We start from the raw sequence: 20,704 nt of genomic DNA, 5'->3' as shown, positions 1-20,704 counted from the left end.
TGGGTTACCAGCGCATCTCGAAGCCGATGCCGACCACGCGCGGCGCGCCAAGGACAGCGATCGGCTGATCGGTCCAGCGGTACTGGATGTATTGCCGGTCCAGCAGGTTGTTGGCGAACACCCAGGCGCTCCAGTCCAGGGTTTCGTAGCCGAACTTGGCATTGAGCAGCGTGCGCGACGCAAGCTGCGGCGAATCGGTGCCGATGTCGGTGTAGACCTTGTCGCGGAAGTTGGCGTTGAGGTTGGCGACCCAGCCGCCGCCGAAACGCCAGTTGCCGCCCACGGCCGCGGTCCAGCGCGGCGCGTAGGCGAACTCGCGGCCGGCATAGTCGGTGATCTCGGCGTCGGCCACGGCCTTGAACTCGTCGAAGCGGGTGCGCGAATAGCCCAGCGATGCATACCAGTCGAAGCCCTCGCCGAGCCGGTGGCTGGCTTCCAGCTCGAAGCCATACAGGTGTGCGCGCCCGGCGTTGACGGTGTTGGAGTCGTAGTCGTTGAGACCGAAGAAGGCGAAGACCTGCTTGTCCTTCCAGTCGATGTAGTAGGCGTTGGCGTTGAGGCTCAGGCGCCCGTCCAGCCATTGCGAGCGCAGCGCGGCCTCGTAGTTCCAGGTGTATTCCGGGTCGTAGGCGAAGGCCTGGCTGCGCGCGGTGTTGAAGCTGGAACCGCCGGAGCGGTAGCCGCGCTGCACCACCAGGCTGGCGGCCAGGTCCGGGCTCCATTCGTAGCGCGCGCCGAGCTTGGGCAGGAACGCGCTGAAGTCGCGCGCGTTGTCCGGCACCTCGCCGCTGGCCGAGGCGACGATGCCGGCCACGCCGGCGTTGATCGCATCGATCGCCTGGTACAGCGCGGTGCCCGGGCTGGCGAAGCTGGCGGGGCTCGGATAGGTGCCGACGAAGGTCGCATCGGTGCTGGACGCCATCTCGTAGCGCTGGCGGTCGTAGCGGAAGCCACCGATCAGCGAGAAACCGCCGCCGACGTGCCACTGCCCGTCGGCGAACAGCGCGCGGTTCTCCGAGGTGGTCGGCGCATCGCTGACGTACAGCACCGGGATCACCGGCAGCGCCCGCCCATACGCGGCCGAGATCGCCGCCGCGTTGGCGGCCGGGAAGCCGGCGCCGCGCAACAGCCGGGTGATGGTGGCGAGCGGGGTGTTCACGTTGAGCCGATTGACCAGGTCGTCCTCGGTCTCGTGCTTGGCCCAGTACGCGCCGAACAGACCCTCCACTGCCTGGCCGTCGTAGTTCAGGCGCAGCTCCTGCGAGGTGGTGCGGGTGCCAGTCACGCGCCTGGCGTCGGCGATCTGCACCGCGCTGCGATCGCCGTCCCAGGTGCTGTCGAGGTCCACCTTGTTCCACGCCGTCACCGCCGACAGCGACCAGGCCGCGTTGAAGGCGTAGTCGACGTTGAGGGTGGCGATGTCGCTGTCGGTGCGGTTGCGGTTGGGGACGTTGTCGTGATTGACCCGGCGCTTGAGGGCGCCCGCTTCGTCGGTGGGCAGGTACACGTATATGTACGGCCCGGTGCGGTGCGCCTTGGTGTAGCCGAGCTGGACTCGCAGGCCCTCGATCGCCGACGGCGTCCACAGCAGCTTGCCGCGGTAGGTCAGCGCATGCTGCGCATCGTCGGAGGCCTGGCGCGTGTCGTTCCACATGTAGCCATCGAAGCTGCGCTGCTCGACCGAGGTGCGGAACGCCAGTTCGTCGGCCAGCAACGGGCCGCCGAACGCTGCGGCCAGGGTGCGGTCGGAGGGATCGGAGGCCAGCACGCGCACCTTGCCTTCCCAGTCCATGGTCGGCTCGGCGGTGTGCAGGATCACCGCGCCGGCCAGCGCGTTCTCGCCCTGCAGCGTGGACTGCGGTCCGCGCAGGATCTCCACCTGCTGCAGGTCCCACAGGCTCAGCGGCGCCGAACTGGTCGCGTTCCGCGGCAGCGCCGCGCCGTCCAGGTAGATGGTGGCGAGCGGCGCATCGCCGCCGCCGTCGATGTCGCGGATGCCGCGGATGGTGAAGCCGGTATCGCCATAGCTCTGCGCCACGTTGGCGGTGCGGTTGAGCACCTCGTAGAGGTTCTGCAGGTTTTCCTGCTCGATCCGCGCCTGGGTGGTCACCGCCACGCTGCTGGTGGTGTCCTGCAGCGTGCGTGCGCGCTTTTCGCCGGTGACGACGATGCGGTCCAGGGTGGTGGGATCGGCGACATCCGCCTCGGCGGCCAGCGCAGGCGCTGAAACATGCAAGGCCAACACCGCGGCGACGGAAACAGACAAGGGCAACAAATTGACGCGCACGCGCATCGCTCCGTGAAAAGAAAATCGGACGGAGGCATGGCGATGGCTGTGCCTGACTGCCGGACCCGGCAGCGCTGGGCGCGGACTTTAACAGAGTGTGAAGAGGGCGGCCACAAATTTGTGCGGTGTATCAAGGGCTGCCATGGTGGATCTCCGGCATGGGTTCTCCCACTCTCCACGACGGAGCGGCCTTTGTAGGAGCGGCTTCAGCCGCGACACGCGTTATCGATAGATCCTGTCGCGGCTGAAGCCGCTCCTACACAAGCGGTCGCGACGGCGCAGCCCGTCAGCGCCGTCGTGACCGCTAGTCACCCGAGCGAACCGGAGCCGCGTTACAGCAGCGCCGGCGTTGCGCGGTTCAATGCCAATGCACGTCGACCGACAGACCGACGATACGCGGCTCGTTGTACACCGCCGCCATGTAGTTCTCGATCACGCCCTTGAGGTTCTTCTCGTTGGTGATGTTGCGCGCGAACGCCGCCACTTCCCACGCGCCGTAGTCGCCGCTGTAGCCCAGCTTCAGGCCGCCTTCGAAGCTGCCCTTGGAATTGAACTCGGTCGAGTCGTACAGCACGAAGCTGGTCTTGCCCTGCTTGTTCCAGTCGGTGGCGACGAAGAACGCGCCGCCGTCGGCGACCGGGATGTCGTAGCGCGCGGCCAGGTTCACGTTGTAGGTGGGCGCGTTCGGCAGCGGATTGCCGTCGATCTGGGCAAAGGTGTTGGCGCCGAGCTTGATCGTCGGATCGTTCACCGTGCACACCACCACGCCGTTCAGCGCGCACACCTGCGCGTACACGCGCTTGTCCTGGATCTCGCTGTGCAGCAGGCTCAGGCCAGCGCTCAGCGACAGGTTCGGGATCGGGCGCCAGTCCAGATCGGCTTCCATGCCGTAGGCCTTGGCCTTGTCCGCATTGAACAGCACGCCGTTGCCGTTGGAGTCGTTGCCGTTGAGCTGGATGTCGTCGACCGTGTAGGTAAAGCCGGTGACGTTCAGGCGCAGGCGGTTGTCGAACAGGCTGCTCTTGATGCCCGCTTCCCACGACAGGATGGTTTCCGAATCGGCGGTGGTGAAGTCGGAGTTGAACACCGCCGAGCGGCCCTGGATGGTGGGGCCGCGGAAACCGCGGGCGACCTTCGCGTACACGCTGACGTTGTCGTCGATCGCGTACATCGCGCTGAAGTCCCAGCTCGGCTGCGTATCGGCCATGCGCACGTCGCGGCGGCCGCGGTAGGTGACCACGCCGGCGGCGGTATCGGCGGTCTTGAGCAGCTTGGTTTCCTTGCTGTCGCGGGTCTGGCGCACACCCGCGGTCAGGGTCAGCGCGTCGGTGGCCTTGTAGGTCAGCTGGCCGAAACCGGCCCACGAGGTGTTGCTGTTGCGCAGGCGCACCCAGTTGTTCGGATTGCGCGCCGCGGTCTGCAGGAAGTACGCGCGCTGGTAGAAATCGGTGGTGTCCTTGCCGTCGAAGTAGAACGCGCCGGCCTGCCACTGCAACGGCGCGTCGCCTTCGCTGGCCAGGCGCAGCTCCTGCGTGTATTGGTCCAGGTCGCGCACCTGGCCCATCGACTGGCCGTAGCCGTTGGCCACGCCGTTGACCGGATAGTTCGCCGCTGCGCCGCCGTCGGTATCGCCGCGGCTGTAGCCGGAGGTGGTTTCGTAGGCGCTGATCGAGGTCAGCGACACGCCGCCGAAGTCGTACACCGCCTTGAGCGAACCGCCGTGGGTCTTGTACGCCTGCGGATTGTCGTGCGCCTCGTCGTAGGCGACCTGGTCGCGCGGCACATCGACCTTGTTGGAGCCCTTGGTGACCGCATTGCGCAGGAACAGCGTGGAGGTGCCGTCGTAGTCGCGGGTATGCGCCGAGGCCAACAGCGAGAAGTTATCGCTCGGCTTGAGCAGCAGCTGCAGGCGCGCGTTGCGGTCGTCGTAGCCGCCCATCGCGTCCTTCTTCGGCGTCACCGTGCCATCGGCGCTGGGGCCGCTGTAGGTGTTGTCCACCCAATCGTCGCGGTGCTGGTACAGCGCCGACACGCGGAACGACAGCACATCGTTGATCGGCCCGCCGAAGCCGCCGTCGAGCGAGGTGGTGCCGTAGCTACCGTAGCTGGCGCTGAGCCGGCCGCTGTAGTCGTCGCTGGGCTTGATGCTGTCGAACTTGACGATGCCGGCGGTGGTGTTGCGGCCGAACAGCGAGCCCTGCGGGCCGCGCAGCACTTCCACCTGGTCCAGGTCGTAGACCGGGTTGGACTTCAGCACCACATGCTCCAGCACCACGTCGTCCTGGATGATCGACACCGGCTGCGAGGCGCCGAGATAGAAATCGATGTTGCCCAGGCCGCGGATGTAGAAGCGCGGGAAGATGCGCCCGGTGGTGGTCTCGGCATAGAAGCTGGGCACGCGGCCGGACAGCGCCAGCAGCGTGTCGTCGCCGCCAGCGGTGTAGTTGCGCATCGCATCGCCCTGCATCACGCCCACCGACACCGGCACTTCCTGCAGGTTCTGCTCGCGGTGCTCGGCAGTGACGGTGACGGTGTCCAGCGAGGTCGCCGCATCGCCGGCCGCGGCGCCGCGCATGGCCTGCTGCTCGCTACCGGCCAGCGACGGTGCCATGTCCTGCGCGGCGGCGGCGGCGGCGATCGACGCCAGCAGCAGGCCGGCGCAGGCCTGGGCCAAGCGGTTGCGGACCAGCGCGCCAGGCAGACGCGACGAACGCGCGGCCGAGCGGCACGCGGAAAGAGAGGGATGCAGCAACATGGCACTTCCTTTGGGCTGGATGACGATTCCGTTCGGCTTGCGCAGCAGCTCGCGACGGCCCGCCATTGGATGGCGTAGCGCGGCACGATATGTCATCTGTGTTGCATCCCGGTTGCAAGGCGGCCGGTTGAGCGGTATCGACGCCGCGTGGCCGGCACGGCCGCAGCATGCGTGTTATTACGGACTCTGGACGCGCTCGCGACCTGGCGACGACACGGCGGCGACGGACGTTTCACCCACGCCGGCCGATGCTCGATCAGTACACGATCGTGCCGCCTCGCTGGAGACCCCGCATGCGCACCACCCTGCTGGCCCCACTGCTGCTCGCCCTCGCCGCCTGCTCGCGCGACGACACCGGCCCGGCCACGCACCCGCCCGGCGCCGAAGAAACTGCTAAGACCGACATGCTCGAAGCCGGCGCCAAGGCGCTGCAGGGCAACGGCCCGCTGGCCAAACTCGACATCCACCTGGTCGGCTTCCACCCGATGAAGGAGCACCCGCACCAGCAGATGGAAGCGCACCACTTCTGCCGCCAGGTCAACGAAGACTTCGCGCAATGCGCCCTGTTCGACGGCGACAGCGCGCAGGCCAACCTGACCGGCGTGGAGTACATCATTTCCGAAACCCTGTTCCAGCGCCTGTCTCCCGAAGAACGCGGCTACTGGCATCCGCACAACGGCGAGATCCTGTCCGGCCAGCTGTCTGCGCCCGGCTTGCCGCTGGCGGCGGAAAAGGAACTGATGCGGAGCAAGATGAATAGCTACGGTAAGACGTGGCATACCTGGCATACCCGCGACGGCGCCGGTCCAGGCGACGCGATGCCGACCGGCGAGGCGATGCTGGCCTGGTCGTTCAACCGCGACGGCGAGCTGCAGCCGTCACTGCAGGCACGTCGCGACCAGGTCGCCGCACACAGCGCCGCCGAGCTGCGCGCCGATCGCAAGGACCTCACCACGCTGGCAAAGCCGCAGGAAGGCGTGGACCTGTTGCGCCCGGCATTTCCCGAGGCCACACCGATCCCCGGCGTATCGGATGCGCGGACGCAGCATCCCTAGCGGTGCCCGATCCGCCCTTCCCGAGCTGCAGCGAACGTCGAAGACGGGCGGCTTGCGCGATCGCATGCAGCGGATGAGCAAACGGCTCAGTCGCTATCGATACCCACCACCGTCAGCAACAACGCAGGCGCTTCCTGACCGGCTGCCACCTCAGACAACATGCCGGTGACGCGCACGATCTGCCCGGCGCCTTCTTCTTCCAGATGTGCCGCCTGCTGCTTGCTCAGCGCCAGGCGCAGGCGGCGCACATCGTCATGGCGCGGCGCCCGTCCGGCGGCCGAAGCTGCTACGCACACTGGCGTCGGCAGCATGAGCACCTCGCCGTCAGCGTCGGCCGCAGCAGCTGCGCTGGCCGGCGCTGCCTTTACGTGCCGCTCCAACTTGCCGGACAGCGTGACCTTGATCGGGCCATAGGGCAGGCAGTGCGGCTGCGCCTGCGCCAACGGCGCCGCGCCGAGCGACAGGCAGGCGAACAAGAACAGGGTGCGCAGCGACATGGGGTGTATCCGTGGACGGCAGAGGCGGGCAAGGATACGGGAGCTGCATGACCGCCGCGCGTTGCCGGGAAACGGCGGCTTCAGGAGCCTGTGCGCCTAGCGACATGCCGGTGGATGCTTGACGACCTGCGTAAAGGTGTCCGACATACGAAACCTCGAGGAGCTAGCGTGCGTTCGCGCCTGCGTCCGCCACGGAAATTCCAAGCATACGCGTGATGGGACCGGTCACGAGCACGCCAAGGATCGAGCTCGGCGTCCCCCAGAAAAGGACCGCGACATAGATCATCGACGCCCCACCGCCGGTGTATGGGCGCACGCAGTCGCTGTAGTACGCCAGCCCCAGCCATGGCGCAAACAGAAGGCAGCCGCCGGCTGCCCGCAACGGATTGGCCGTCGCCAGCGCGATGATCGGCGGCAGCAAGGGAACGAGCAGGAACATCCCCAATGCGGCAAGAAATTCCCGCAAGCCGTGCCGATAGCAGGCGAAGCTATTGAAAGCTTGCAGGGCCATGATGCCAAGGATGGCGACGAGGCCATAAGTCACTGCGCGACCGCGATTGATCAGCATGAACGTTACGCCTGGTGCGGGCCGATCCGCAAAGTGGAAGCGGCTTGGGATGAAGTTCGGAACTGCAAACCCAGCGTGGTTTTGGATCATGGTTACGTTACGGCCAGGCTCGACTGAGAGGCGTCGGTCCTGCCTTTTGGAGCGGCGAAGCGGCCCACTTCAATTCAATCTCAGGGCGCTCTTCTACACAAGCACAGGATGCCCCCACATCCGACAACCAGTCCAGGCACCAGCAGATGCCATCCGCCGGTTGCCGCAGCGACCACGGCAGCATAACCGGTCGACTCTACCGCATCAGGTCCGAGACCATCCCTGAGAATCCAGCACCAATAGGTCGCTAGCAGCCCCAGTGCAGTGGCCAGGACGATCAGACTCCATCCCAGCGCGCTCCACAGCGTTTTTGTCCGAGCCTGCATTGGTCATTCGCCTGCTGTTGAATAGGTTTTTCTGCGAAAAGGGGTTGCTGAACTCGGCGTGGCCATCTTCTATGACCGTTTGAAACGCGCCGCCTCAAGTGCATATATCGCGGGAAGCACGGACGGATGACGCTTTACCCAAAGCGCGCCCAAGTAGTCCAGGACCGACCTGCCCCCAAGCGCCTCTTCCAGACGATCGCCATGCGCAGCCTGCAGCAGCGTGTGCGCGGATTCCATGACGTGTTCGGAAATTTTGGCCTGTGCGGTCCCGGTGTCTTTTCCCCATTCCTTCTGGATGGAGGAAATGAGCTTTCCGGCCTCTGCTTCCGCCAATGCGCGCTTTCGTGGCATGTGACTGCCTGTGTTGTCGAGTGGTAGATATCATCCACCCCAACCATCGGGCGGCGTGCCTTCGAACCGGATCCTCGCGCGTGGCGACATCGACGACAGGCTCGATGCCGTGGATAACGGGAGACGTGCGGCCGATACCAGAAGCGTCCCTGCAAGCGCACGCATGGTCTCTCCTTTCGACTGAGGATGGATGGCGTTCTGGCACTGGACTCTATCGCCCAGAAAAGTCGTCTAGCGCCACGTGGAATAGGATGTCACATGGGCATGGTCGAATCCTCCGTGCGCGTCCACGTCCATATCGATGACGAAGCCTGATTGCCTCAGCACCGATTGCTCCGTGCCTACGACACACCGAAGATGCTGCGAAGCCGTTTCTTTGCAAGCGTCGAAGAAGTAGTCGTCCGAACCGAGCACGGCTGATCCTGCAAGATGGCGGTTCAGGCCTTGCTCCACCTGCTGTGCGCTATAGGCCGTGTAGGGCTGATCGAATGGCAGCCCAGACGCGGCGTACACAAGTTGCCATGGCGTCTCGCAAGCGCAGGGCGCCGGGGAATAGCCGAACAGCAGAAATCCTGCAGCGCATGCCGTGAGGGTTGCTACTCCAAGGACAGGAAGGCGTCGCTGCATGTTGCTCAATCCGGAGTTAAGTGTTGGCACACGGCTGGCTGGCTAAGCGCATTGCCCAATCTCATTGAGCGGTCTCAAGAATATCCTGTACTGGACAGCCACTTACGACAGCAAGCCTCAGTATGCCAAGGCATCACGGTGTTGCTGATGCCTTGGCCGAGAAAAGACTTGCCAGCGCTGCATACGGATTACCACGATTATGGACGCATCCCCCCACGATGGCATGGCATGCTGCCCACTGCTTCTCGCCCTGCAAATCGTCAGGTCGCGATGACGCGCACCTGCACGACATTGCCTTCCGGATCATGGCCATCCAAATGCAATTGATCGCGCCAGCGCCACGCGGAGGCGAGCGGCTTGAACGCGCCGCCGCTGGACTCGGCGGCGGACCGGGCATGCTCCAGATTCTCCACCAGGAACGAGCATTTGATTGGCGTCCCGGTTCTCACGTGGAGCGGCCCAGGTGCGGGAGCGGGTGCCCTGTCGCTCGCCATGCGGACCACCGCGATTTCGTAGTGGGGATTCCCCACCACCACGAACGCGTCGTCCTGTTCCACAAGCGCGAGCGAGAGCGTGTTCCTGTAGAACTCGGCGACCCGCTCGATGTCCCGGGCGTAGATCACGGTGAGGGCATGGACGGGATGGGAGGTACTCATGCAGTCGGCTCCGGTTCGAAGGCTCGGTTGGGCAGCTCCTGGCCGCACCATGGGCAGAATCGCGCAAACGCATACTGCTCGTTGATCGACCAGCATGCATCCTCGCCCCTGAACATCTCGAACGCGAATCGCACCTCGGCATCGGGATGCGTCGCAGCTGAGAACATGTGGATGCAGCAGTACTTGCTCAGCCGTTCGCGATGCGTCACGCGCTCGGGAAACTGGGCGTCCATCCAGCTGGCGCTCCAACGCTGGCATGCCGCGCACTCCTCGATATGCGCCATCGCCTCATATGTCGTGCGGTCGGGGAAATGCGCTTCTTCGACGGCGATCATCCCTTCCAGGGTCAGCTTGAGCGCCGCATCGCCGTCGATGCGGTCGCGCATGCTGGCCATCGTCTGGCGGGCGGCAAGGCAGGTGTCGTCGGTCGTCATGGGCTATGCGTTCGCTGCGATGCGTGAGGTTGACCGAGCCGCAAGCGGCCTAGGCCGGCATGGCGTCAGGCAGCATCCAGCGCTGCCTGCAGCCGCGAAAGCTTGTGGAGATATTCGTCCGTGTACCCCCAATCGGCCTGGAGCCTGGCCCAGACCGCTTGGCGCTTGAGCGCGCGGGCCGCGTAAGGCTTGGCCGAAGCATCGATCGTGCCCTCATCGGCGAGTTGGCCGAATGCCGTCGCCAGTACCGAAACGTCGGTGGTGAAGATGTACTGCTGATCGTCGAAATCGGGATCTTCGATCTGCTGGCGTACCGTGGACTCGTTGAAGATGGCGTCGGAATACTCGGACACCTCCATCTCGCCGACCGACTCGATCGTCCAGATGATGCATGCCTCGAGCGGTTCACCCGGATGTTGCTTGCGCCATTCGCGGTACTCGTGAAGGGCGGTATCTCCTTCGTCGGAGCCGAACGGAGCAAGCTCGTCCGTGCAATCCCAGAAGAATTCGTCCGGAATGATCTGGAGTGCGCGGGGATGGCCGTGTTCCTTGTCGATGCCGCCGGGATCTTCTTCCATGACGTTTCCTCGTGCCTGCGCGGATTGAATGGGCGGGATTGTAGGGGCTTCGGTCGCCGAACGGGAGCGGGCGCTCGGACCTTTCGATAGGTTCTCAGGTCTCTTGCCCGAAGGCCCCAGGCCGGCGTGCCGCTGGAACGCATGAGCGCGGTCGTCGCGCGCACCAAGTCGCCGCCATTGGCCCACACTATCGCCACACCCTTGGAGTGATCGAGATGCACAGAGCTTGGCTGTTCCTCTTGTTGGCGATACCGGCACTGGCGCATGCCGCGCCGGACGACGCCGATGCGGACACCTGCCGCGTTAGCCTGTTCACCGACAGCCAGGCCGGGTTCGCGCTCGCCAAGGTGGCAGTGCCGCGGTTGTACCTGCTCGACGGCAGCGACGGCTGCCCGGGCAAGGGCGAAGCCGCCTGCCGGCAGCGCGCCTATGTGGTCAAGGGCGATGTCCTGGTCCTGGCGCAGCGGCGCGGCGGCTTTGCCTGCGCGTTCTATCCCAACAAGGCCGGCGACAGCACTGGCTGGGTCGCGCAGGCCAGCGTGCAGCCGTTGCCGAGCGCGGCCCAGCCGACGCCGCGGGCCTGGAACGGCCACTGGCACGATGGCGACAACGAACTGCAATTGACCGCCAACGGCGACGGCAGCGTCACCGTCACCGGCGATGCCTACTGGCCCAGCGCCAACCCGGATCCGGAGCAAGTACCTGGCGGCCCGCATATAGGCGCCGTCGCCGCGCGCGGTTATCCGGAAGGCAACCGAGTGGAAGTCAGCGAGGACGAGTGCACGGTGCGCCTGCACCTGCTCGGCGACCTGCTGGTGGTCGCGGACAACCTGCAGTGCGGTGGCGCGAAGGTCAGCTTCGGTGGGGTCTATTGGCGGGAGACGGCTCGGCGGTGAGGTTGCGGCTAAGTAGTGACCACGGACGTACCGCCTTACATTCGCCGTCAGGCCACCGTCGTTACGTGCACCGCGCGACGAAGCTTCGCGCGGTAGCTCCAGGCGAAGCATAGCGCCACGGGATAACCCAGCACCCGTAGGGGGTTGAGGAAGTGGACCCAGTAAGGGCGGCCATACCAGCGGGCGATGCGGTTTCGCAGGTACTTGTCGCTGTAGCCCCAGTCTGGCATCAGCATCCACAGCATCAATGGAAAGACAAGAAAAGCGTCCACCGCGAAGGATGCGCAGATGTCCCTGTAGAACAGCCGGTCGACCTCGTCCAGATCACCCACGCCGATACCACCCTTTTGCACCAGCGCCTGGCATTCGGTCTCGTCGATCCCGATCTCGGTCCAAGCGTAGGAGATGATTTCCCAAACGGTGCGTACGTCCATGAATGCGTCCCCCGTGAGGCGCCTGACCCTCTATCAGCCGAGCAAGCGCGGCACGGCACGATCCTCGCCGAGGCTCCGACGGCCGTCAATCATCGAAATGCCCAGGGCTGCCTCATGACCGGTCGCAAGTCATATCGGCCTAGTCATGGCGGTCGAGCGCAGCGCCTCCGTTGCGGCAGTCTCCGTGCAGCGACCAAAAAGGGACACGGCGAAGCGCGCCTACGGGAAGGCGATGTCGGCTCGTCCGAGGGGATGACTGGCTGCAGTGAAGCTCCGCTCACCTTTAACCACCGTCCGGCTCGTCCCCGTCCGTGTCTGCCCAGGCAATTTCCGCTCGCTGCCGATCCGACAGCGGCAGAATTTTGCCTTGCGCGAGAGTGAGGACAGTGCCGGCCATCAGGGCATCCGTAAAGATGCAATTCTCAAACGAGGAGCGGCGAAGATCCGATCCGCTCAGGTCGGTAGATTGAAACGACGTGTTGGTAAAGACGGATGCACGCAGATCACTCAGCGTCAGCCGTGCCGATGAAAAATCTACCTGGATGAACTCATTCCAGCAAAGGTTAGACTCCGAAAGATCGGTGTTCTGAAAAGAGACGTTGCTGATCTCGGAGCGACCAAAGAACGTACGCGGCAAGGTCAGATTGCTGAGATCTTCCCCGTCTATCGCCGTCCGAAAGAAGTTGACGCCCATTGGCTCCTCGTCATCGTATTGCGGGAGATGGTCGCGAACGGGCGGAACATCGCCGGGTTCCAAGTAGCTCGGCTGCAGGCGTAGGCAAGATGCTTCATAGCTTTGTCTAGTGGCCATAGATCCTCAGTGTTGGCTGACAAGATATAAATAGTATCTAGGGCGATTTGGACGAATCGTCAGTCCGTCTTCCCACGCGCCGGCGTAAACATCAGCGGCGTGTGGTGGTGACCGGTTTCAGCCGGCCACAGTTCGCCTGGCAGCGTGATGCGCTTGCCGAGCCGAGGCCGGAATAGCTTGTATTGCTCCGGCTCCAATAACAGTTGCAGGCGGTTGGCCGAGATTGCGCTTTGATCCGAATCGAGTACGCATACCGGCGCCGGCAGTCGCAGGACGAAATAGGTTTCGGGTGCGTCGCCGTTCTGGACACTCTCGTAGTTGGGTGGGCCTGCGAACGTGACGCGCTCAAGTACGCCGGTGAGCCGAACCACCGACGGCTGACCTGGCAGGCACTGGGCATTCGCAGCAGTGGATGCCGCGAGGAGCAAGGCAAACAGACAAGCGAAATGTCGAAGCATGAGTGTGCGCGCTTAGTAACTTGGCTGCAGTGGAAGGCCAGGATACCAAGCCGCCAACGTCCGCTTGCTGCGTTGCTTCTGATCTGGACCCTGCTATCGGCGCTTCCAGCCGCCGTTCAGTAGCACTTCGCCGTTCCGTCCAGGAAGAACTGCACGTCATGCGCCTGGCACCAGGCCTCCAGCTCGGCCTTGAACACCGGCCATAGCGCGTGCGCCCACGCCGGCGCGCTCTGCGCCCAGGCGTGCTCGGTGGGCGCGAACACGGTCGGCACGCCCATCGTGAAATCCAGCACGAACGCGCCACCCGGGCCGGTGCAGACCAGTTCTTCTTTCCAGCGCGGTTGGAATTGGAAGGTGCTCATGGGCGATTGATTGGAGCGATCCTCGACCAGCTGTGGGCCGTCAAGGATAGACGCAGGGAGCGGTGTCAGGCTGACTTCCTCTCAAGTGAACCTGAGCACGTTCTTGCCATCCTATACTCACAGGCCAGCAGACTATGAACTGGAGGGCCTGGATCATGACCGATCGCACGCGCCGAGATCTCATCGTTGCCGCCACCGCCTTGGCCGCCGGTGTCGTGGCCGCCGGCTCCCGCGCGGCCACGTCCACGTCAGCCAACAAGGCAGCGTTTCCGCCGGTCGTGCACCACGTGTTCTTCTGGCTGAAGAATCCGGATTCCAAAGAGGATCTAGCCAAGCTGCTAGCCGGTTTGCGAACGTTGGCCGACATCGACACCGTGCGCGGCATCCACATCGGCGTGCCGGCGGAGACCGAACAGCGCGGCGTCGTCGATGGCAGCTACAGCGCCTCGGAACTCCTGTTCTTCGACGATGTCGCCGGACAGAACGCCTATCAGGTCCATCCCATCCACAAGCAGTTCGTCGCCGATTGCGAGCATCTGTGGCAGCGCGTGGTCGTGTACGACGTCAAGGCCGCCGCGCCGTAGCTCGTTTGCAATTAGGAAGTGCACTCTGCCCCCATCCTTTGGTATGGCGCACCGACCGCCATGGTGTTCAAGGGCACACGCCAGGGCGAAAAGGCAACGCTGTACCGCTACGTGGCCGAGTTCGGCCCGGTTGCGTTCATCGGCTATACGGTCCGGCTGGACGAGACAGGCCGTATTGCGGGGTTCGCGGTTGAATGACGGGAGCCTGTGCTCGGAAGCTTGATGATGCGCGCGTCGGGGCAACCGGATCGAGGCGGTCTGGTGTGGCTACCGATCGTCTGCGACAGACAGATATCCTTCAAGCGTGTTGGCGCGCTCGCAGAGACGGAAAATTTCGTTCTGCATGACTTGAAAGCTGCTCACGCTTTCGCTGCCATACAGCGACGACTCAAAGGCCTCGCTGATGCCGTGGAGCTCGAGCCAGGCGCGCTCGGCGCGAACCAGGTTTTCCTTGGACGTGTCACGTAGCTTGCTGAGCAGCGACTTATACGCAGCATTCAATCGCGCGTCTTGTTTCTTCTTCTCCGCCGATTGGCATGCGGCAAGCGCAATATTGTCTGATTCTGCTTTTTCAATGCATCCATAGAACGCATTGGTAATTCCCTTGGGCGCTTGACGTTTGATGACCTGAGCGGTGCTTTCATAGGCCAGTGCTTGCCCGTTAACAAGAAGGGCAAGGCAGAGGACGAGTATCTTGGTTGCTGTTTTCATGCAGTACAAACCTCGATGGGCCAAGGGGTTTAAAGAACGCGTCTGATCGGATGGATGAGCTGGATCGTCCCATCCGCCGTCGGCCGGCCAGGATGCAGGTGAGGGTACCTTAGATAGTATCCAGGCAAGTCGGTTGCAGGAAGCGTACCGATTCAATCCTCGGTGGCCAGACTCACCACCAGTTCGCCGTCGCGTACGCGCACGTGCAGCTTCTTGCCGATGGCGAAGCCCAGTTCCTCCATCCAGCGGCCGGCCAGGCGCAGCGCGGGCATGCGCTTGCCGTTGGCGGCATGGCCGCAGCCGACGGTGCAGTGCTGCGGTGAGCGGGTGCGGCGCGGGGCGCGTTGCTGGCGGGCGAGATCGGCGGCGTCGGCCGCGGCGATCTGTTCGGGCGTCAGCATGGTAATGAGCTCCGAATCGACGATGGTCCAGTTCGGGCAGCAGGTTGCCTTGCGCGTGGCACGCTTGCGCGCAGGAGCGGGACGGGATGACGGTGGATGCATGGCGAAGCCCTCCTTGACGGCCAGAAACCCGCCGCCGACTGGCGACGGGATGTCGGGAGGTTAGAAACCGCGAACAGACGGCGGGCGTATTTCCCCGAAGGGTGTTGTATTAGCCGCCCTCCCGACGTAGGCATCGCGCCGGTTGTACCTGAAGTATCAGGCACAAAAAACCCACCGGTTTGTCGGAGGTGGGTACCGCTGTTCGAGGAGTTTCTACGCTCCTTGAGTTGAAGATTGCTACTGGCTTCACCGAATGTCAAGTAGAAAACGGAGCGATTAAAGAATTTTGGTCAGAGTGAACTTTCTAGGGTTACCGGTACGGAGAAAATTGCACTCTGACCCCCCGCGTTCCCGCCTACTCGTACTCCCAAGGGCCAGCCTCAAAAATGGTCCTTCCTCCAGAGAACTCACGAATCCATGTATGTCTAAACTCCTCACCAAAGCACCGAACCTCAAAATGGTACTGAGGTGCTATAGCTGCTACAGCTTCAAGTAGGCGTAGCAGGTACTCCGAATGGACACCGCAAACACTCTCTCCTGTGTTGAAAGATTCCCTTAGATCAGAGAGCAGGTCGTGATGTATGCCATCACGATCCAAAATGGCTAGGACTCGATCACCGATGTCATCAATATGGAGAGGCTCGTCACCGAGGTTAGCAGTTTGCAAGATTGTATGAAGACTCATTAAATTTCTCCCACAGGCTTACGTCTAAGAAATTTGCACCCTGACTTTGGTTGTTCAAAAGGCGCTGGAGAAAAAGTGAAAGTGAACCTTTCCCCGCTACCGGAATCTGTAGTGTAAGTGTCTTAGAATTCGACCACAGTTAAAGGACCGTCAAAGCCGTCCGACAACTGCTCAGCCAGAAAGACGGCGTCAGCGAGAGTCTCGCCTTGGCCATGAGAGGCGGTAAGCATGAAGTAGGGGTTCGAGCCGTCGCCAGTGCACAGATCATCAATCGCTTCCTCGATCCGGGTGGCATCTACACCAATAACGCCGACGTACTTAACTCCCTCGCGAATCCAGTCGGCAACCAACGGTTCGAGATCGGTTCGATAGCCTTGTATTGAGTGCAAAATGATCTTGCGGGGAGCGCTCATTGGGTTATAGCCCTGGATTTACTGTTTGATTCCGGCCAGTGTTTGCGTCAGTCGCGAGCGTGTTCGTTCAGCCCAGTGAAACCCGAAGCTCCGCTCACAGCCTGTCCGGGTATCGGCTGGACTGCACGGAACTCCAAGCTGGCCTGGGGATGCCAAGGAACAAGAAGGGGAAGGAGGGAATTAATTCTCTTATCCCCTCCCCCTTTAGCTGCCCACTCGCACAACATTCGGCCGAATCTTCCAGCCGGACGAAGTGTATCGAGACACTGGCGCGACAACCAATAGAAACTTGTCGCTTAATTCCCTCCGTCCCCTTTGTTCGACGGACTCGCGGCCCCTGTGGCGCCGGTGAACCGATAGACCCGTTTGACAACCTTGCGCCCCTCTCCGCCGAGAAAGACTGAGCCCCCTTCGGCGTTGGCGGCCCCGGATAGCCCGCCCTTACCACTGCCTTCGTAGTACTCCTCGATTTCCACCTCGACGGCATTTTCGATGCGGTGCGCAATGGCAAGCTCTTGCGCGACTTGGGCTTGCATCTTCGCCATGTGTAAAGACAGTTCCTGTCTCTTAGCCTCATTCACTAGGGCGGCAATGTCATTGCCCTGACTCGCAGCTTCTGTGTCGCGAGCAGACTCGATCAGTACGCCAGCGACGGGGCCGATTATTGGGGTGGACTTGACCATGACCTCGAGAGCCTTCTCGAATACGAGGCGCATCGCAGCAGTTTCCATGAGCTCTCCTTTGATCCCAAACTACTATTGGACCGCCTAAACACGGAATAATGCAATCCTCGCTGAGTGGTTGAACGCCGTCAATCCCTAAAAGGGGCCGGAGGAAATTAATTCTCTAGTCCCCGTCACCCTTGGCTGCCCGCGCGCACAACATTCGGCCGAACCTCCCAGCCGGACGAAGTGTATCGAGACACTGGCGCGACAACCAATAGGGACTTGTCGCTTAATTCCCTCCGTCCCCTTTGTTCCTTTAACGCCTGAATTAAGCCGGTCCGCCCGATCAACTGTTCGCTCATTGCCGTAACGATGCGGGCTCGGCTTGAATGAATTGTTAGGCACGTGCGTCATTCGCAGCCTGTACTGCTTTAGTGGCCAGCGCATGCGCAATGCCTTGAGCTGCGGCATAAGCGGATTTAACCTTACTCGAAACGATTGCAATCTCAGACACAAGCTCCATACGGCCATCGGGCTCAAGAATTGCCAAGCTATTGCGCTTGAACAAGTGATGCGCCAGAAAGTTGCGAGCATCTAACGCCTCTTGAAAGATGGACTCAAGGTCCTCATCAAGTGCTAGACGACCTTTTATACGTTTAAGAGATTTCCCGAGCGTAAGTCCATCAACAGCAGTCCGCAGCCTGGAGTATGCGTCCGAGCTTTGCCTGATGAACCCATTGCTCTCTAGCGCATCCAAAGCTAGCAGTGCCGTCCCCAACTCAAATTCGAAAAGTTGAGAGGATTCTAAGGCTCTGCCTGCTGCTTCATATACCTCGCTACGAGATGACATTTGGTGAGCGCCTAACGCTTGAGTTGAGCCGCCGCCGGCCGACGGCGGTAGCTACTGAATCGACCAGATTCCGGCGGTCGGCCTGAATGAATTGTTAGGCACGTATAGTGGATTTGAGCGCATCCCAGTGCAAATCGCTTTCATTGATCTCGATTGCGCCAGATGTATCTTTGCGTAGTACAACATCTACGCTAATGCCTTTCTCTTTCAGCAATTCTCGCGCATTCTCGAGAGGTCGAAGTCTTCCGGTAAGCCAATGATTGTTCTCGGGAGAGACAAGGCGGATTGATTCCTGCAGCGACCGTTCTAGCCGCTTGCGCAAGTTTACAAAAGCAGTCTTATCGGTCCGATCAAAGGTTGGCCTGATTATGTAATGGGCGCCATTTGCTACCTCAAGATCGTACTTATCTTGGAGATACTGTTGCCAAGATTGGCCACTGCCTACAATCTCAACATGGCCCGACGAGGCATTGACAAGGTACGCGCTCACGCCGACATAGCAGCTACCGAAAAATCCATGAACAATGTACTCCTCACTATTGCATCGGACGACCCAGTAGTCGCCGCGAGGAGATAGCTCGCAGGATTGAATGGCGAATCTTTCCTCAGAGTCGCTCTCGCAGAGTCTTAGAACTGTTTCTCTTGCTCGATCAGCGGTGATCATGGGTAGCGCCTAACGCCTGAATTAGGCCGACTTGCATAGTGGAGGCAAAGCGTGGCAGGTTTTTTACGCCACGCTTTTGCCGTAACGAAGCAAGTTCGGCTTGAATGAATTGTTAGCTGCCTGCCCGTGCAGAGAGCATGTGGGAAAAGTACTGGCCATATGCGCCGCGACCCTCAAAGACTGCCCGGGGAGGCCTGCCTGGCTGGAGCTTAGTGGCACGACTTGTAAGGGTGCGGCCTACCTCCGCCCAATATCCCTCGTCTCCTAAGCACCATGGGAAGAGATCAGCCATAAGGCCAACAACAAAACAGATCTCTGGGTCGGTAGTGCCAGCGCCGCCAAGGGCCGCAAAGATTTCCAGGCAGAGAGCGGCGGCGGCGTGCTCCGTGGGCAGCCCGGTGAGGAATGCTGGCTCAGCGTTGCAGTACCAGCTTAAGAAGAACAGTCGAAGAGCAGTCTCTCGGTCCCTTTCGCCCGCGGCCCAACGTGCCAAGAGCATCCCAAACGCCTCCCCAAGCACTGGGTTGCCGTCAGGGCCCAAGTAGCCTTGCTCTGCTTTGTTGATCTCGATGAGCGATGGAACCATAGAAGCAGCTAACGCTTGAGTTAGGCCGCGCCGCGAAGCGGCGTCGGCTTGAATGAATTGTTAGGGCGTGGCACGAGGATACCCAATTTCTTGTGCTTGCCCATAGATAAAGTCAATGTCAGCGTTTGGGTTGAGGTCCAGAATTACTGAGGCACTGAGAGGCTGATGAGCGAACAGCGCAGTCACTGCGTCAATCGCTACCGGTACCTCATAGTAGTCCTCAGCCCACTCTTTGTAGCCGGATGGACCAGAGCGGAGAAGTGCAAGCATTTCATCGGCTCCGTCGTCGTCAGGGCCGCCGTCAACGTTGCTCCAGGAACTGTCGCCTGTTTTGCGCCAGTAGCAGAAGGTGGCGTGCTTCATTGAGAACGCCGGCTCATTGAGAAATGACGAAAAATCCGCTGGAACTTGGGTCTGGATGTTCTGTGAGAGGAGCGAGCTATCTGCAAGTTCATGGGCGAAGCCCTTTATGGCTGCGCCAGCATGATCTAGGAGCAAGAACCAATCATCGCCAGATCCGTTACGCATTGATGCCATTTCCTCTCCCGGCCCCCACGCGCCATTGAAGCTGTAGTAGCGGTAATCCCACTCCGGACTAAGGATCGCATCAAGCATGGCAAGCGATTGCGTAACGCGACGCAGCTCTTGGATTGACGGCAGATCAAGCGAATGTCTCATAGCGCCACAACTTTTGAGCTGGGCCCCACTGCGGAGGCGAGGCCCACTGGCCGACCGGAGCAATATGGTACTCGGCGCTGGGCGGCCAGAGGGCCTTGCCGGAGCGGGGCGGCTCGAGCGAAGGTTTAGGCCTCACTGGCGCTACGTGCCCTGGACTGTGCGAACGCTTGATGGCGAAGGCGTTGCGACATTGCCTGGTTCTTGGCCAGTGCAGCAAGTGCTTGGCGAGCCTCGGTAGAGACTCGGAAGCCTTGGGCAAGCCAGGCAACCGCTAGGCTCGGCCAATGCTCCGTAGGCCAAGCTAGAGCCGTTTGGACAACTTGCTCGAATGGGAACTCAGCTTCGACTTGCGCTGCTTGGCATGCATAACTGACGAACGCCGAGGCTTCAGGCCAGGGCCGCTCAAGTAGTGGAAGCAGTGGGATGAAGTTCCCTCGCTCTGCGAACCAAAGTTGCCCGTCTTGGGTTGCGCAGCCCCAACCCCGCGATTGCTCGAACCGGACGAACCAAGACTTGCCAGGGATGCGAAGGACGTCCATCGGATCGGGTGTGAGGCCTAACGCCTGAATTAAGCCGAGCCGCGAAGCGGCATCGGCTTGAATGAATTGTTAAGCCCCGCCACGGTACAACGAACGTCGAGACCTGCTGTAGCCCGTGCAATGTCCTGCTCTGTATGTGCGATCTGCAAGAGCGCGGCAATCGACTGCTGACGGACGATTGCGAACTTAAGGCCATCGCGCATTGTGATGATGAGTCCAGCGTCGTAGCTCACAGATTCCACTGAGCCCGCCTCAGTTGCGCAAAGAACGTCAACTCTCTCTAAGTTTTCCCTTGGACCTAAATGAAACCTGAGGTGATCAGCCTTGTACTTGGCGCCGCCCGGTCCTGGATTGGGGTCGTAGAAAATATCTTTAGGGGCGGTAGCAATGCGAGCAGACAGGAAGAAGTAGTTAATCCACTCTTCTGGGGTGTCAGTCCATTCATTTTCCAGCACTATGAACCTTTCCGGCCCGATAGGTATCGAGATCGAGGCGACGGTGATCAATGTACTACCTAAGTCAAGGTCGCAGTCTGGGCTGATGAGCGACTGGATCCTGCTCCCAAGCAGCACGTTGAGCGCTTCGATCGACGCTTCGTCCATGTGTTGGCGGAACTCTTTCATAGGGGCCTAACGCCTGAA

At 61.6% G+C, this 20,704-nt stretch carries 25 protein-coding genes; 4 read left to right on the top strand and 21 right to left on the bottom strand.

The window, feature by feature from the left end; translation table 11 throughout:
- Positions 1–4: 4 nt before the first annotated feature.
- Both HEP74_RS00370 and HEP74_RS00365 read right to left on the bottom strand, forming a co-directional pair.
- Positions 5–2,287 (bottom strand): TonB-dependent receptor, encoded by a 2,283-nt coding sequence (locus HEP74_RS00370; protein WP_255427831.1) that lies wholly within the window; start codon positions 2,285–2,287, stop codon positions 5–7.
- 358 nt (positions 2,288–2,645) lie between these two features.
- The gene (locus HEP74_RS00365) at positions 2,646–5,039 is read right to left on the bottom strand and encodes a TonB-dependent receptor (protein WP_524540811.1); all 2,394 of its coding nucleotides are present in this window, start codon (positions 5,037–5,039) and stop codon (positions 2,646–2,648) included.
- Between the two features lie 296 nt (positions 5,040–5,335).
- Here HEP74_RS00365 and HEP74_RS00360 point away from each other — a divergent pair, with 296 nt between their 5' ends.
- The gene (locus tag HEP74_RS00360; RefSeq protein ID WP_185814698.1) at positions 5,336–6,097 is read left to right on the top strand and encodes an OBAP family protein; all 762 of its coding nucleotides are present in this window, start codon (positions 5,336–5,338) and stop codon (positions 6,095–6,097) included.
- A gap of 86 nt (positions 6,098–6,183) precedes the next feature.
- Here the strand turns inward: HEP74_RS00360 and HEP74_RS00355 are convergent, their stop codons facing one another.
- The 7 genes from HEP74_RS00355 to HEP74_RS00325 form a co-directional block, all read right to left on the bottom strand.
- Positions 6,184–6,594: a hypothetical protein gene (locus tag HEP74_RS00355; protein ID WP_185814697.1), complete on the bottom strand. Its 411-nt coding sequence runs from the start codon at positions 6,592–6,594 to the stop codon at positions 6,184–6,186.
- A gap of 163 nt (positions 6,595–6,757) precedes the next feature.
- Positions 6,758–7,162: a Na+:solute symporter gene (locus HEP74_RS00350; RefSeq protein ID WP_185814696.1), complete on the bottom strand. Its 405-nt coding sequence runs from the start codon at positions 7,160–7,162 to the stop codon at positions 6,758–6,760.
- A gap of 485 nt (positions 7,163–7,647) precedes the next feature.
- Positions 7,648–7,929 (bottom strand): hypothetical protein, encoded by a 282-nt coding sequence (locus HEP74_RS00345; RefSeq protein ID WP_185814695.1) that lies wholly within the window; start codon positions 7,927–7,929, stop codon positions 7,648–7,650.
- Positions 7,930–8,160: 231 nt separating this feature from the next.
- A complete protein-coding gene (locus tag HEP74_RS00340) occupies positions 8,161–8,556 on the bottom strand; it encodes a hypothetical protein (RefSeq protein ID WP_185814694.1) in 396 nt (131 codons plus the stop codon).
- Positions 8,557–8,816: 260 nt separating this feature from the next.
- Positions 8,817–9,212 (bottom strand): VOC family protein, encoded by a 396-nt coding sequence (locus HEP74_RS00335; RefSeq protein ID WP_185814693.1) that lies wholly within the window; start codon positions 9,210–9,212, stop codon positions 8,817–8,819.
- Positions 9,209–9,646, bottom strand: a complete 438-nt coding sequence (locus HEP74_RS00330) for a hypothetical protein (protein ID WP_185816764.1) — start codon at positions 9,644–9,646, stop codon at positions 9,209–9,211. Before HEP74_RS00330 ends, HEP74_RS00335 begins: the two co-directional genes overlap by 4 nt.
- Before the next feature lie 65 nt (positions 9,647–9,711).
- Complete coding sequence (locus HEP74_RS00325) at positions 9,712–10,224, bottom strand: hypothetical protein (protein WP_185814692.1); 513 nt, start codon at positions 10,222–10,224, stop codon at positions 9,712–9,714.
- A 215-nt stretch (positions 10,225–10,439) separates the two neighbouring features.
- Between HEP74_RS00325 and HEP74_RS00320 the strand changes: the two genes are divergently transcribed.
- Positions 10,440–11,120 (top strand): hypothetical protein, encoded by a 681-nt coding sequence (locus tag HEP74_RS00320; protein ID WP_185814691.1) that lies wholly within the window; start codon positions 10,440–10,442, stop codon positions 11,118–11,120.
- Between the two features lie 47 nt (positions 11,121–11,167).
- Here the strand turns inward: HEP74_RS00320 and HEP74_RS00315 are convergent, their stop codons facing one another.
- The 4 genes from HEP74_RS00315 to HEP74_RS00300 form a co-directional block, all read right to left on the bottom strand.
- Entirely contained in the window at positions 11,168–11,554 is a 387-nt protein-coding gene (locus HEP74_RS00315) for a hypothetical protein (protein WP_185814690.1), read from the bottom strand.
- Between the two features lie 283 nt (positions 11,555–11,837).
- Positions 11,838–12,248, bottom strand: coding sequence for a pentapeptide repeat-containing protein (locus tag HEP74_RS00310; protein ID WP_185814689.1), 411 nt, complete (start codon positions 12,246–12,248; stop codon positions 11,838–11,840).
- A 176-nt stretch (positions 12,249–12,424) separates the two neighbouring features.
- Positions 12,425–12,823, bottom strand: coding sequence for a DUF4431 domain-containing protein (locus HEP74_RS00305; protein WP_185814688.1), 399 nt, complete (start codon positions 12,821–12,823; stop codon positions 12,425–12,427).
- A 116-nt stretch (positions 12,824–12,939) separates the two neighbouring features.
- Complete coding sequence (locus HEP74_RS00300) at positions 12,940–13,185, bottom strand: hypothetical protein (RefSeq protein WP_185814687.1); 246 nt, start codon at positions 13,183–13,185, stop codon at positions 12,940–12,942.
- Positions 13,186–13,340: 155 nt separating this feature from the next.
- Between HEP74_RS00300 and HEP74_RS00295 the strand changes: the two genes are divergently transcribed.
- Positions 13,341–13,769 (top strand): Dabb family protein, encoded by a 429-nt coding sequence (locus tag HEP74_RS00295; protein ID WP_185814686.1) that lies wholly within the window; start codon positions 13,341–13,343, stop codon positions 13,767–13,769.
- Positions 13,770–13,787: 18 nt separating this feature from the next.
- Positions 13,788–13,967, top strand: coding sequence for a hypothetical protein (locus HEP74_RS00290; RefSeq protein WP_221893146.1), 180 nt, complete (start codon positions 13,788–13,790; stop codon positions 13,965–13,967).
- A gap of 69 nt (positions 13,968–14,036) precedes the next feature.
- On the opposite strand, the gene HEP74_RS00285 is transcribed toward HEP74_RS00290, so the two are convergent.
- The 8 genes from HEP74_RS00285 to HEP74_RS00250 all read right to left on the bottom strand — a co-directional run bounded on the left by HEP74_RS00285 (position 14,037) and on the right by HEP74_RS00250 (position 20,686).
- Positions 14,037–14,480, bottom strand: a complete 444-nt coding sequence (locus HEP74_RS00285) for a lysozyme inhibitor LprI family protein (protein ID WP_185814684.1) — start codon at positions 14,478–14,480, stop codon at positions 14,037–14,039.
- A 152-nt stretch (positions 14,481–14,632) separates the two neighbouring features.
- Complete coding sequence (locus HEP74_RS00280; protein ID WP_343203495.1) at positions 14,633–14,881, bottom strand: SymE family type I addiction module toxin; 249 nt, start codon at positions 14,879–14,881, stop codon at positions 14,633–14,635.
- 909 nt (positions 14,882–15,790) lie between these two features.
- Positions 15,791–16,081, bottom strand: coding sequence for a hypothetical protein (locus HEP74_RS00275; RefSeq protein WP_185814682.1), 291 nt, complete (start codon positions 16,079–16,081; stop codon positions 15,791–15,793).
- 296 nt (positions 16,082–16,377) lie between these two features.
- Positions 16,378–16,812, bottom strand: coding sequence for a hypothetical protein (locus HEP74_RS00270; RefSeq protein ID WP_185814681.1), 435 nt, complete (start codon positions 16,810–16,812; stop codon positions 16,378–16,380).
- A gap of 331 nt (positions 16,813–17,143) precedes the next feature.
- Entirely contained in the window at positions 17,144–17,596 is a 453-nt protein-coding gene (locus HEP74_RS00265; RefSeq protein ID WP_185814680.1) for a hypothetical protein, read from the bottom strand.
- 94 nt (positions 17,597–17,690) lie between these two features.
- Positions 17,691–18,260 (bottom strand): hypothetical protein, encoded by a 570-nt coding sequence (locus HEP74_RS00260; RefSeq protein WP_185814679.1) that lies wholly within the window; start codon positions 18,258–18,260, stop codon positions 17,691–17,693.
- 646 nt (positions 18,261–18,906) lie between these two features.
- A complete protein-coding gene (locus HEP74_RS00255) occupies positions 18,907–19,461 on the bottom strand; it encodes a hypothetical protein (protein ID WP_221893145.1) in 555 nt (184 codons plus the stop codon).
- 631 nt (positions 19,462–20,092) lie between these two features.
- The gene (locus HEP74_RS00250) at positions 20,093–20,686 is read right to left on the bottom strand and encodes a hypothetical protein (protein WP_185814677.1); all 594 of its coding nucleotides are present in this window, start codon (positions 20,684–20,686) and stop codon (positions 20,093–20,095) included.
- Between the last annotated feature and the right edge of the window lie 18 nt (positions 20,687–20,704).

This window comes from Xanthomonas sp. SS, from assembly GCF_014236835.1.
Lineage (GTDB): Bacteria > Pseudomonadota > Gammaproteobacteria > Xanthomonadales > Xanthomonadaceae > Xanthomonas_A.
Note: the sequence above shows the minus strand (reverse complement) of the source record. Positions and strands in the feature narration are given on the sequence as shown.

What these genes read in the sequence shown, in the direction of transcription:
- HEP74_RS00315 (WP_185814690.1), bottom strand. Translation starts at nt 11,554, where the DNA reads ATGGACGTACGCACCGTTTGGGAAATCATCTCCTACGCTTGGACCGAG.
- HEP74_RS00330 (WP_185816764.1), bottom strand. Translation starts at nt 9,646, where the DNA reads ATGACGACCGACGACACCTGCCTTGCCGCCCGCCAGACGATGGCCAGC.
- HEP74_RS00325 (WP_185814692.1), bottom strand. Translation starts at nt 10,224, where the DNA reads ATGGAAGAAGATCCCGGCGGCATCGACAAGGAACACGGCCATCCCCGC.
- HEP74_RS00305 (WP_185814688.1), bottom strand. Translation starts at nt 12,823, where the DNA reads ATGCTTCGACATTTCGCTTGTCTGTTTGCCTTGCTCCTCGCGGCATCC.
- HEP74_RS00270 (WP_185814681.1), bottom strand. Translation starts at nt 16,812, where the DNA reads ATGGAAACTGCTGCGATGCGCCTCGTATTCGAGAAGGCTCTCGAGGTC.
- HEP74_RS00255 (WP_221893145.1), bottom strand. Translation starts at nt 19,461, where the DNA reads ATGCTTGATGCGATCCTTAGTCCGGAGTGGGATTACCGCTACTACAGC.
- HEP74_RS00260 (WP_185814679.1), bottom strand. Translation starts at nt 18,260, where the DNA reads ATGATCACCGCTGATCGAGCAAGAGAAACAGTTCTAAGACTCTGCGAG.
- HEP74_RS00355 (WP_185814697.1), bottom strand. Translation starts at nt 6,594, where the DNA reads ATGTCGCTGCGCACCCTGTTCTTGTTCGCCTGCCTGTCGCTCGGCGCG.
- HEP74_RS00335 (WP_185814693.1), bottom strand. Translation starts at nt 9,212, where the DNA reads ATGAGTACCTCCCATCCCGTCCATGCCCTCACCGTGATCTACGCCCGG.
- HEP74_RS00250 (WP_185814677.1), bottom strand. Translation starts at nt 20,686, where the DNA reads ATGAAAGAGTTCCGCCAACACATGGACGAAGCGTCGATCGAAGCGCTC.
- HEP74_RS00280 (WP_343203495.1), bottom strand. Translation starts at nt 14,881, where the DNA reads ATGCTGACGCCCGAACAGATCGCCGCGGCCGACGCCGCCGATCTCGCC.
- HEP74_RS00310 (WP_185814689.1), bottom strand. Translation starts at nt 12,248, where the DNA reads ATGGGCGTCAACTTCTTTCGGACGGCGATAGACGGGGAAGATCTCAGC.
- HEP74_RS00345 (WP_185814695.1), bottom strand. Translation starts at nt 7,929, where the DNA reads ATGCCACGAAAGCGCGCATTGGCGGAAGCAGAGGCCGGAAAGCTCATT.
- HEP74_RS00285 (WP_185814684.1), bottom strand. Translation starts at nt 14,480, where the DNA reads ATGAAAACAGCAACCAAGATACTCGTCCTCTGCCTTGCCCTTCTTGTT.
- HEP74_RS00300 (WP_185814687.1), bottom strand. Translation starts at nt 13,185, where the DNA reads ATGAGCACCTTCCAATTCCAACCGCGCTGGAAAGAAGAACTGGTCTGC.
- HEP74_RS00275 (WP_185814682.1), bottom strand. Translation starts at nt 16,081, where the DNA reads ATGAGCGCTCCCCGCAAGATCATTTTGCACTCAATACAAGGCTATCGA.
- HEP74_RS00340 (WP_185814694.1), bottom strand. Translation starts at nt 8,556, where the DNA reads ATGCAGCGACGCCTTCCTGTCCTTGGAGTAGCAACCCTCACGGCATGC.
- HEP74_RS00295 (WP_185814686.1), top strand. Translation starts at nt 13,341, where the DNA reads ATGACCGATCGCACGCGCCGAGATCTCATCGTTGCCGCCACCGCCTTG.
- HEP74_RS00360 (WP_185814698.1), top strand. Translation starts at nt 5,336, where the DNA reads ATGCGCACCACCCTGCTGGCCCCACTGCTGCTCGCCCTCGCCGCCTGC.
- HEP74_RS00265 (WP_185814680.1), bottom strand. Translation starts at nt 17,596, where the DNA reads ATGTCATCTCGTAGCGAGGTATATGAAGCAGCAGGCAGAGCCTTAGAA.
- HEP74_RS00350 (WP_185814696.1), bottom strand. Translation starts at nt 7,162, where the DNA reads ATGCTGATCAATCGCGGTCGCGCAGTGACTTATGGCCTCGTCGCCATC.
- HEP74_RS00320 (WP_185814691.1), top strand. Translation starts at nt 10,440, where the DNA reads ATGCACAGAGCTTGGCTGTTCCTCTTGTTGGCGATACCGGCACTGGCG.